Origin of the sequence: Streptomyces sp. WM6378 (assembly GCF_001279695.1) — a bacterium.
Taxonomy (GTDB): Bacteria; Actinomycetota; Actinomycetes; order Streptomycetales; family Streptomycetaceae; genus Streptomyces.
The window spans coordinates 20325-28189 of record NZ_LGDD01000354.1 but is presented as its reverse complement, the minus strand read 5'-3'; the positions used below and the strand labels follow the sequence as shown (position 1 = coordinate 28189).

Genomic DNA, 7865 nt, shown 5'->3' with positions numbered 1-7865 from the left:
CCCGCCGAAGCCCTCAACGACCATCTACTATCGATGAAATAAGCCAGTGTTGCATCCACTGGTTGAACCCGGTCTGGGCGCCCCGGTCCGCGTGGAAGATCACTCCGGTGACGTTGCCGCCGCGGGCCGCGACCGCCATGGTCAGGGCGTCGATGACCAGCTCGGCCCGCATGTGCGAGGCCATCGAGTAGCCGAGCACCCGGCGCGAGCAGATGTCGATCACGCAGGCGAGATACAGCCACGAGCCGCCGACCTGCACGTATGTGATATCGCCGCACCACTTCTCGTTCAACTGCCTGGCGTGGAAGTCGCGTTGGACCAGGTCCGGGGCGGGCGGTGCGAGTCGGTCCGGGACCGTGGTGCGCTTGCGGTGCCGCAGGTGCCGGCCCTCGATCCCGTGCCGCCGCATCAGACGTTCGACACGCTTGCGGTTCACCGTGTGCCCGAAGCCGCGGAGCTCGGCATGGACGCGCCGGACCCCGTACATCCCCTTGTGCGCGGTGTTTGGACCTCGCGGATCTCCGAGACCAGAGCCTCGTCGGCAGCCTGCCGCTCGGCGCGGGCCTGCGCGCCGGCAATCCACCGGTAGAAGCCCGAGCGCGAGACCTGAAGGACACGGCATATCCGCTGGACACCGAAGTCGCCACGGTTCTTGGAGATGAAGTCCCAGCGGCGGTCCTTCACTTCACCTCCCGGGCAAAATACGCAGCCGCCCGGCGCAGGATCTCCCGCTCGAGTTCCCACTCCTTCTCCGCCTTGCGCAGCCGGCCGTTCTCCGCGCGCAGCCGGGCGATCTCCTCATCCCGGCTCTCCACGCGCTGCTCGCCGCGGCCGTGATCGCGGCCCGCGTGCTCGTCGGCCTGGCGCACCCAGCTCCGCAGTGTCTCGCCGGTCACCCCGACATCCGCCGCCACCACCGCGTACGTGCGCTTCCCACCCGCCGCGCGATACAGCGCGACGGCATCATTCCTGAACTCCGCCGGATACGGAGACTTCCGTCCCACCAGGACACCCTTCCTCGGATCTGCAAGATCCATTGTCAGAGTGTCCACACCACCGGGGGCGCCTCAGTCGAGCCTGCCCTCGCACCAGATCACAGCCTCGCCGTCCAGCACGGTGCCGACCGGAAGGTGTCGCAGTGCTTCCAGGACTTCAGGAAAGTGCGGGGCAAGGTTGGTGCCCTGGCGGGACAGCAGCACCGGGCGGTGCTCCTCGAGGACCGCGCCGACAGCCCGCCACCCGTCGGCCTTGATCTCATAGCGCGTTGGGCCGCTGGCCCAGTGGTGCTCCCCGGGGAGGTCCATGACCGCGACCGGCCGGACGACATCTACGGGTGGCCGTACGGGTACCTCGTCGCTGCCCATGAGGCCACCCCATCCTGCCGCCGGGATGATGCGGCGGCGGCGCGCGGGTCGACCGGCTGCCGGTCCGCCGGTTGGGGGCTGAAGAGCACCGACCGAAGTCGTTCCCTTCGTGCGCCGACAGCGGCCGTGACGCGATCCAACGCTAGGGATATTGGGGTGGGGAAGAGCGGTGGCCGGCCTGGTGGCCGCCGCTGTGGCAGCCGGGGCGACCGGCTGCAGCGCCAGCGCGGGGAACGCGGCGGCCAGCTGCCAGAACGTGACCTGGGACCTGGTCACCAGCGTGCGCAAGGTCCGCAAGGCCATGAACGCGGACCGTAACGGCCGGCACCGGCTTCTACGCCGAGGCCTACGTCATCATGGACCGCATCGAACCCTGGCCGAGGACATGAGCGATGCCCGGCTGCTGCGCATGCCCGGCATGGTCCGTGCCAAGGGCGTCACACTGAACTCCTGGATCACCCCCTATCCTTCGCAGTGATCTCGCCGCCCAGGCTGCGGACGCCGCCGATCGGGGCGGGACGCGGCGCTAATGCTGAACTTCGGTGCGGAGGCAGCCAGTTGAAGGACGTGGCTCGCCCCTCACCTGCCGCTTCCCGTTCCGTGCTGGGCGCCGGAATCCCGGTGTACGGTCACCCCAAGTACTGGCCCGATATTCAGCCGTACCCTGGCGGGCTCCTTTGCCCCGAGCGCATAAGGCTGGGGCCTGTCGACGTCGGCGCGACGGATGAATCGACCTGGAGCCGGTGGAGAAGGAGTACCGCGACAGGGGCAAGGTCCGCACCGAGGTCGAGTACACCCTGTTCGCCGACTTCAAGGCTGGCCGGTACGAGCACGACCTGGTCTGAGCCTGTCGTCATGGTGTGACCTCGAACCATGTCCCGAACGGTGTCCCTCACCCAGGAGTTCGGCAGGTGGGGACAGCGGTCTTGGCGTCATCCTTCGTGCTGGTCAGAACGCGAAGGGCGCACACGCGAAGAGCCCCGTGCCGCTCTCAGCGGCGAGGCCCGTCGGTGTTGGCGGGCCGGGGGCTGCCGAGCGACCCGACGGGCCGTCAGGCGGCGTTGGCATGGGCGTGCTTGAGGGTGCGCAGGATGAGCCACTGGTCGCCCCAGGCCATCACGGTGCCGATGACCGCCATCACGATGCCGAGAGCGAGCTGGCCGGTGACCGCGCCAAGGGCGAGGCCTGCGACGCCGAGGCCGTAGCGGATGACGAACCGGACGGCCAGGAGGCCGAGGGCGAGGAACCGGGTCCGCTTGTTCTTCCACAGCGACTTCATGTAGCGGATGCGGGCCTTCAGGACCGTGAACGCGAGCACGATCTGCACGATCGCGACCACCGGAATCAGCGCGTACAGGACGGAGTCGTCCAGCTTGAGGTCGATCAAGCAAGCCGGGAGGGCCGGAATACCATATTTACGGGGAGGGGGAGGGGGAGGGGGCCAAGTTTCGTCTCCTCCCCCTCCCCTTTTACTCTGCGAGGAGTCAATCTACGCCCCGACCGTCCGGTGAGCCCGGACGTCATCCTCCATGAATGCCATGCCATCCCGAAACGGCGTTGGCTACGGAGATGCCGGTTCGACTACCAGGCCAATAGATCCCGGTCTGACCTAGAAACCGTCTGCAATTCTCCCTCCTCGTTGAATGCCAAGGAGACTCCGGACCCTTGCACCACCCACCAGAAATCACCTGGAGCGTAGAGTTCCTTGCCTTCCACCCTAATATCATGCCGACGCAGATACGTGAGGAACTCTTCCAGGCTGGGGGCCAGCGTCGGAATCCCAGAGCCCAAAGGTGGCGGCAATACCACCAGGCCCGTGAAGGGGTTCGGCTCCACAGAAATAAGGCCCACGACCCCGCTCGTGGAGTACCCCAGCTGGACGTCTGAGTAGGCAGTCATGCGTGCTGCACTCTCGACAACACCACTCGGTTTCCCCATGCAGTCCTCGACCTCTCGGGCCGAGGCACCCAGAGCAAGAAATCCAAGTTGACCGGTGCGCGCGAACTCCAGGATTGCCGAAGAGTCACGAATCCTCGCTGTTTCAGATTGCATCAATTTCCACCGCCAAGCGCTTTGACGAGATTTCGCAAGCCTGGAATCTCTTTACTGTTGGGGAAATTTTCCTCCAAGTATTGGAGGCCCTTCTTCGCCTGAACCAAGGACTTGCCCCTGAATTCCTCGTTCGCGAAGTCTTGGCTCACCTTTTTGATGGCATCCTTGACCTCCCGCCCGCTAAACGTGGACTTGTATTGCAAGACGCCCGCATCGTCAGCATAGACCGATATTTCTACCACTCCAGACTTTCCAGGCAACTTCACATGGAAGCCCTTAGAGGCCCAGTCAGGAAAAATTCCGTCAATCTTGCAATTTGCGTTATGGACGAGTATCGCCGTGTTGCCTGCCAGCACATAATACGTGTGTAGGCTATCCACGGTGAGATTGTAGACCTTGCGGTTCTCGGTCCACTTTCGAGTGCTGACAACGTCTCGCAGATCGCCTGTGGGTGTTCGAAGCCGGTCGCCAGTTTTGAGATCCTTGGCGTCCAGCCAGCGGTGCTGGTTGTCGACCCAGAAGGGGTGGGCGTCCGTGGCAGTGACCACGCCGGTGGCGTTCCCTGCCGCACCGTCGGTGTCGACGGTGATTTCGACTAGGTTCTTTTCGCCTTCGCCCACGATCACGCGAGCAACTTCATGTGCCCCGGTCTCGCCGGTCCCAGGCTCGGTTGCCAGAACCTTCTCACCGACCCGGACGTCCTTGATCGGTTCAGTGGTGCCGTCTGCCATCAGTACCGGGGTTTCCGGGGTGAAGCTATTCGGCACAGGGCAGTCTGGAATCTTCTTCTTGGCTTCCTCAAGGATCTTGTCGGCTTCCTTGAGGGTTTTCTTGGCATCCGCCGACTCATCAAGGAGCTTGCCGATGCCCATGAGTCGCTTGACCGACTTGGCCAGGTCCGGGAGCTTCTTTACCATCCCCAGGAGCTTGGTCGTGGGAACATTGTTGATTACGGACCAGATGCAGGCCTCGACGTTCCCTTCCTTGTAGCACTTCGCGATGTTGTCCCAGTCGACGAGGCCCTTCAGAACCTCGCCGCCGATTTCGACGATGAAGTCGAGCAAACTCTTATTCGCGAGTTCACGAAGGCGCTCGTATTCATCTGGATTGAACCCTGCGGCCTTGAGGGCCTCTTTTTCCTGCTCGGACAGGGCTGGAAGATTTCCCTTCTCCTGCGCATCTTCAGCAGCTTCCTCGCGGGCCTTGCGCTCGCGTTCTACCTGTTCCTCTTCCGCCTTCCGAGCAACCTGGTCTGCCTCATTGGCGAGCTTCAGGGCGTTGTCAGCGGACTCCTTGGCCGACTTGGCATGGGCCTCGGCAGAATCGGCGAGCTTGCCGGCATCCTCGGCGTCCTTGGCGGCCTGGGTCGCGGCGCCCTGGGCGACACTGGCCTCCTTCTCCGCCAGGTCGGCAGCGCCGGCGGCGGCCGCAGCATGGTTCTCCGCCTCTGTGGCGGCACCACGGGCGCGGGCTGCTTCGGCTTCGGCCTCATTGGCTGCTTGGCGAGCAGCCACCGCATCGGCGAAGGCCTGCTTGGCTGCCTGGTCGGCGAGCCTGGCATCTTCCCGGGCCTGAGCATCGGCCTCGTTGGCACGCGCCGCGGCAGCCCGTGCCTTGGCTCCGTCCGCCGCAGCCTCCGCGGACGACTTCATGGCCGCAGCCATCGAACGAGCCGCATTCGCCGAGGAACGCGCCGCGTCAGCGGCGGCCTTGAAGGCTGGAGCGACTTCGGCGTTGGCCCGCTTCGCGGCCTCGTCAGCGGCATCGGCCGCCTTCACTGCCTCGGCAGCCTTGGCCTCGGCCGAGGCAACCTGCTCCTCGCCCAGATCCCGGGCGGCGGCGGCCACCGCTGCGGCGAAGTCCGCGTCGATGTCCTTGCCCGCAAAGGGAGCCGTCAGCTCGATGGCCGTGTTGGCCGGCTCGGCAATTCCTGCGGCCGTGCTGCGTGCCGCAGCGGCAGCCTGAACCGCGACGCCGGCCTGAAGCCTGGCCATCGCCGCCTCACGGGTGGCGCCTTCAGCTTCCTCCTTAGTGCGGTTGGCAGCCTGGAGAGCGTTCTTGGCCTCAATCGCGGCCAGTCCGGCCAGACGGGCGGCCTCATGGGCAGCGGCGCCCGCGCGGGCCTCCTGGGCAGTGGCCTCGGCAGCCTTGGCGTTGGAACGCAGAGCGGCAGCGTGGGTCGCAGCAGCCTCAGCATCAGCACGGTTGGCTGCCGCCCTGGAGGCGGTAGCAGCTGCTTCGGCCTTGTTCGCAGCGGCGTTCGCACGCGCGGCGTGCGCGGTGGCTTCCGCCGCCGCAGCACGCGCACGCGCCGCCGCACCGGCGGCATCAGTGGCTGCGGAACGGGCACGGACCGCAGCACCACTGGCCGCGTTGGCGGCATTCTGCGCCTGACCGGCCGCAGCGGAAGCGGTGTTGGCGTCCGTTCGTGCCGCGGCCGCCGCAGTCTGGGCTTCAACGGAGTACTGAGTGCCCTTGACGGCATTCGCCATGGACAGGGTGGCCTGGGCGCGGGCTTCCTTGGCGTCGGCATCCATCTTGGCCGCGCGGCTGTTGTACCAAGCGGTGCGGGCCTTGGTCTCTTCGCCGCGGGCGTTGTCGTCCGCCTTGGAGGCGATGCCTTCCTGTTCGGCGGCGCGTGCCCGCGCTTCCGCTGCGGTGGCGCCGGCCGCCTGGGCCTCGGCGCGTGCCGCGGATGCCGTGCGGGCCTCGGCCTCCGCGCGTGCTCGCGCGGCTGCCGCGTTGTTCCGCTCCGTCTCGGCGCGTGCCCGCGCCTGGGCTGCCAGATTGCGCTCGCGTTCGGCGATGGTGCGCTGCTCAGCGGCGATCTTCGCCTGGCGCTGGGCCTCCTCTCGTGCTTCGCGGGTCTTCTTGGCGTGCTCCCAGGCTTCCTTCTCGGCCTTCTCGGCTGCGATGCGGGCCGTCTTGGTACGGGCGGCTGCGTCGGCTGCGATCTTGGCCTGCTTGTCGGCGGCCTCCGCCAAAGAAGCGGCGGCCTTCGCGTGCTCGACCGCGTTGGCCCGCCATGCCTTGGCCTGCTGCTCGTGCAGCTCGGCCTGGTTCTTGGCGTTGAGGCCCTTGGCGTCGGCCTCGGTGGCTTCGATCGCCTTCTGCGCGGTCTCGCCTGCCTTGACGGCCGCCTCGGCTGCGGCGGCGATGCCTGAGGCGACGTCCGACCACTGCGTACCGTAGGTCAGGCCGGTTTCGACGAGGACGTCCGCCTGGACCTTGGCCTGCGCGGCGGCGACCTTGGCGGCCTTCGCGGCACCGGCGGCGATGTCGACCTGGCGGGCGGCCTCGGCTTTGACACTGTCGTAGGACGACAGGGCCTTGCCGGCGCGGTCGGCGGACAGCATCCGATCCGCCTGGCGCGCCTGCCCGGCCGCGGAAGTCATCGCGTTGGACGCTTCCTTGAGAGCCTTGACCGCATCGCCGTGGGCGGCGATGAGCTTGGTGCGGGCCTCGGCGGCGCGGGCGGCCTTCTCGGCCAGCACGCGGAGCTTCTCCGCGGCCTCCTGCGCCTCCTTGAGCGCCTTCTCGTGCGCGGCCCGGTCTGCCGCGTCCTTGTTCTCCGCGACCAGATAGCCCTTGTCGAGGAACTCGGCGATGACCTTGTCGTCGTTGGTGGCCAGGGCGGCCGCGGCGGCCTTCTTCACCTCAGGGCCGCCCGAGGCCACAAGCATCTCGACGCGCTTGCGCAGCTCCGCCGCGCGGTCCTTCGCGTTCTGCTCGTTCTTCTTGTCCTGCGTACGGGCGAGGTCCGCACCGAACGCCAGGAAGTCGGCACGGGCCCGGGCATCGCCCTTCAGGACTCGTTCGACCTCGGCGTTGAACACCGGACCGCCGGTGCCGCGCATCGCCTCGATCTGCTGACGGTTCTTGACGTCGGTGCCGGCGCTCTTGTCCTTGGCACGCTGGCGCGCCTCGGCCTCGCCATGCGCGAGGAACTCCTTGATCGCGTTCGGGTCACTGCTCTCCAGCGCCTTCTTCGCGGCCTCCTTGACCTCCTCCTCGTCGTCGAACTCGGCGTAGTCCTCGACGAGTTGGCGGTCGCGTTCGGCGCTGAGCTTGTCCAGCTCCGAGGGCGGGGCCGCAGCCGGTGCGCCGGCGGCCTTCGGCAGGGACGCCATCAGACGGTCAAACGACGCCAGAGTCTGGGTGTACGACGCCTGCCCGGTGCGGCCGGCCGTGGCGGCAGCGGCTTCGCCGGTCGCGCCGACGAGGATGGCCAGGGCCACCGTCGCCGACAGGGCGCCCGACGTTACCGTGGTTGCACGGCCGCGCCGTCTTCCGGCTCTGGGCCGGAATTTACGTATCACGGGAAAAATCCCCCCTCAATTGTGGAAACGGAAAAGCACCCCCCTGCCTCGGGCGTCATCGCGGCGAAGAGCAGGGGGAGTCGAAAAAGCTCACAAAGAGAACCGCGTGGGGTGGTGCGTGGGCGCCGGG

The 7865-nt window shown here is 67.0% G+C and carries 5 protein-coding genes and 2 pseudogenes (1 of these 7 only partly in view); 3 read left to right on the top strand and 4 right to left on the bottom strand.

Features of this window, described 5'->3' with window-relative positions; genetic code table 11:
* Window positions 1-42, top strand: a pseudogene (locus ADK54_RS41620) (IS30 family transposase); its annotated part reaches 1092 nt to the left of the window's first position; the annotation flags it as partial.
* A gap of 31 nt (window positions 43-73) precedes the next feature.
* Here the strand turns inward: ADK54_RS41620 and ADK54_RS48135 are convergent.
* Together ADK54_RS48135 and ADK54_RS46565 are read right to left on the bottom strand one after the other, a co-directional pair.
* A pseudogene (locus ADK54_RS48135) lies at window positions 74-1004 on the bottom strand (IS3 family transposase); the annotation flags it as partial.
* A 63-nt stretch (window positions 1005-1067) separates the two neighbouring features.
* A complete protein-coding gene (locus ADK54_RS46565; RefSeq protein ID WP_053731065.1) occupies window positions 1068-1364 on the bottom strand; it encodes a hypothetical protein in 297 nt (98 codons plus the stop codon).
* 169 nt (window positions 1365-1533) lie between these two features.
* Here ADK54_RS46565 and ADK54_RS46560 point away from each other — a divergent pair, with 169 nt between their 5' ends.
* Together ADK54_RS46560 and ADK54_RS48130 are read left to right on the top strand one after the other, a co-directional pair.
* Window positions 1534-1842, top strand: coding sequence for a hypothetical protein (locus ADK54_RS46560; protein WP_053731064.1), 309 nt, complete (start codon window positions 1534-1536; stop codon window positions 1840-1842).
* Window positions 1843-2092: 250 nt separating this feature from the next.
* Window positions 2093-2209: a DUF6225 family protein gene (locus ADK54_RS48130; RefSeq protein ID WP_324610232.1), complete on the top strand. Its 117-nt coding sequence runs from the start codon at window positions 2093-2095 to the stop codon at window positions 2207-2209.
* A 206-nt stretch (window positions 2210-2415) separates the two neighbouring features.
* Here ADK54_RS48130 and ADK54_RS41595 read toward each other — a convergent pair whose 3' ends face one another.
* Both ADK54_RS41595 and ADK54_RS41590 read right to left on the bottom strand, forming a co-directional pair.
* The gene (locus ADK54_RS41595; RefSeq protein ID WP_053731063.1) at window positions 2416-2751 is read right to left on the bottom strand and encodes a hypothetical protein; all 336 of its coding nucleotides are present in this window, start codon (window positions 2749-2751) and stop codon (window positions 2416-2418) included.
* Between the two features lie 664 nt (window positions 2752-3415).
* The gene (locus ADK54_RS41590; protein WP_053731062.1) at window positions 3416-7654 is read right to left on the bottom strand and encodes a Hint domain-containing protein; all 4239 of its coding nucleotides are present in this window, start codon (window positions 7652-7654) and stop codon (window positions 3416-3418) included.
* Window positions 7655-7865: the final 211 nt, after the last annotated feature.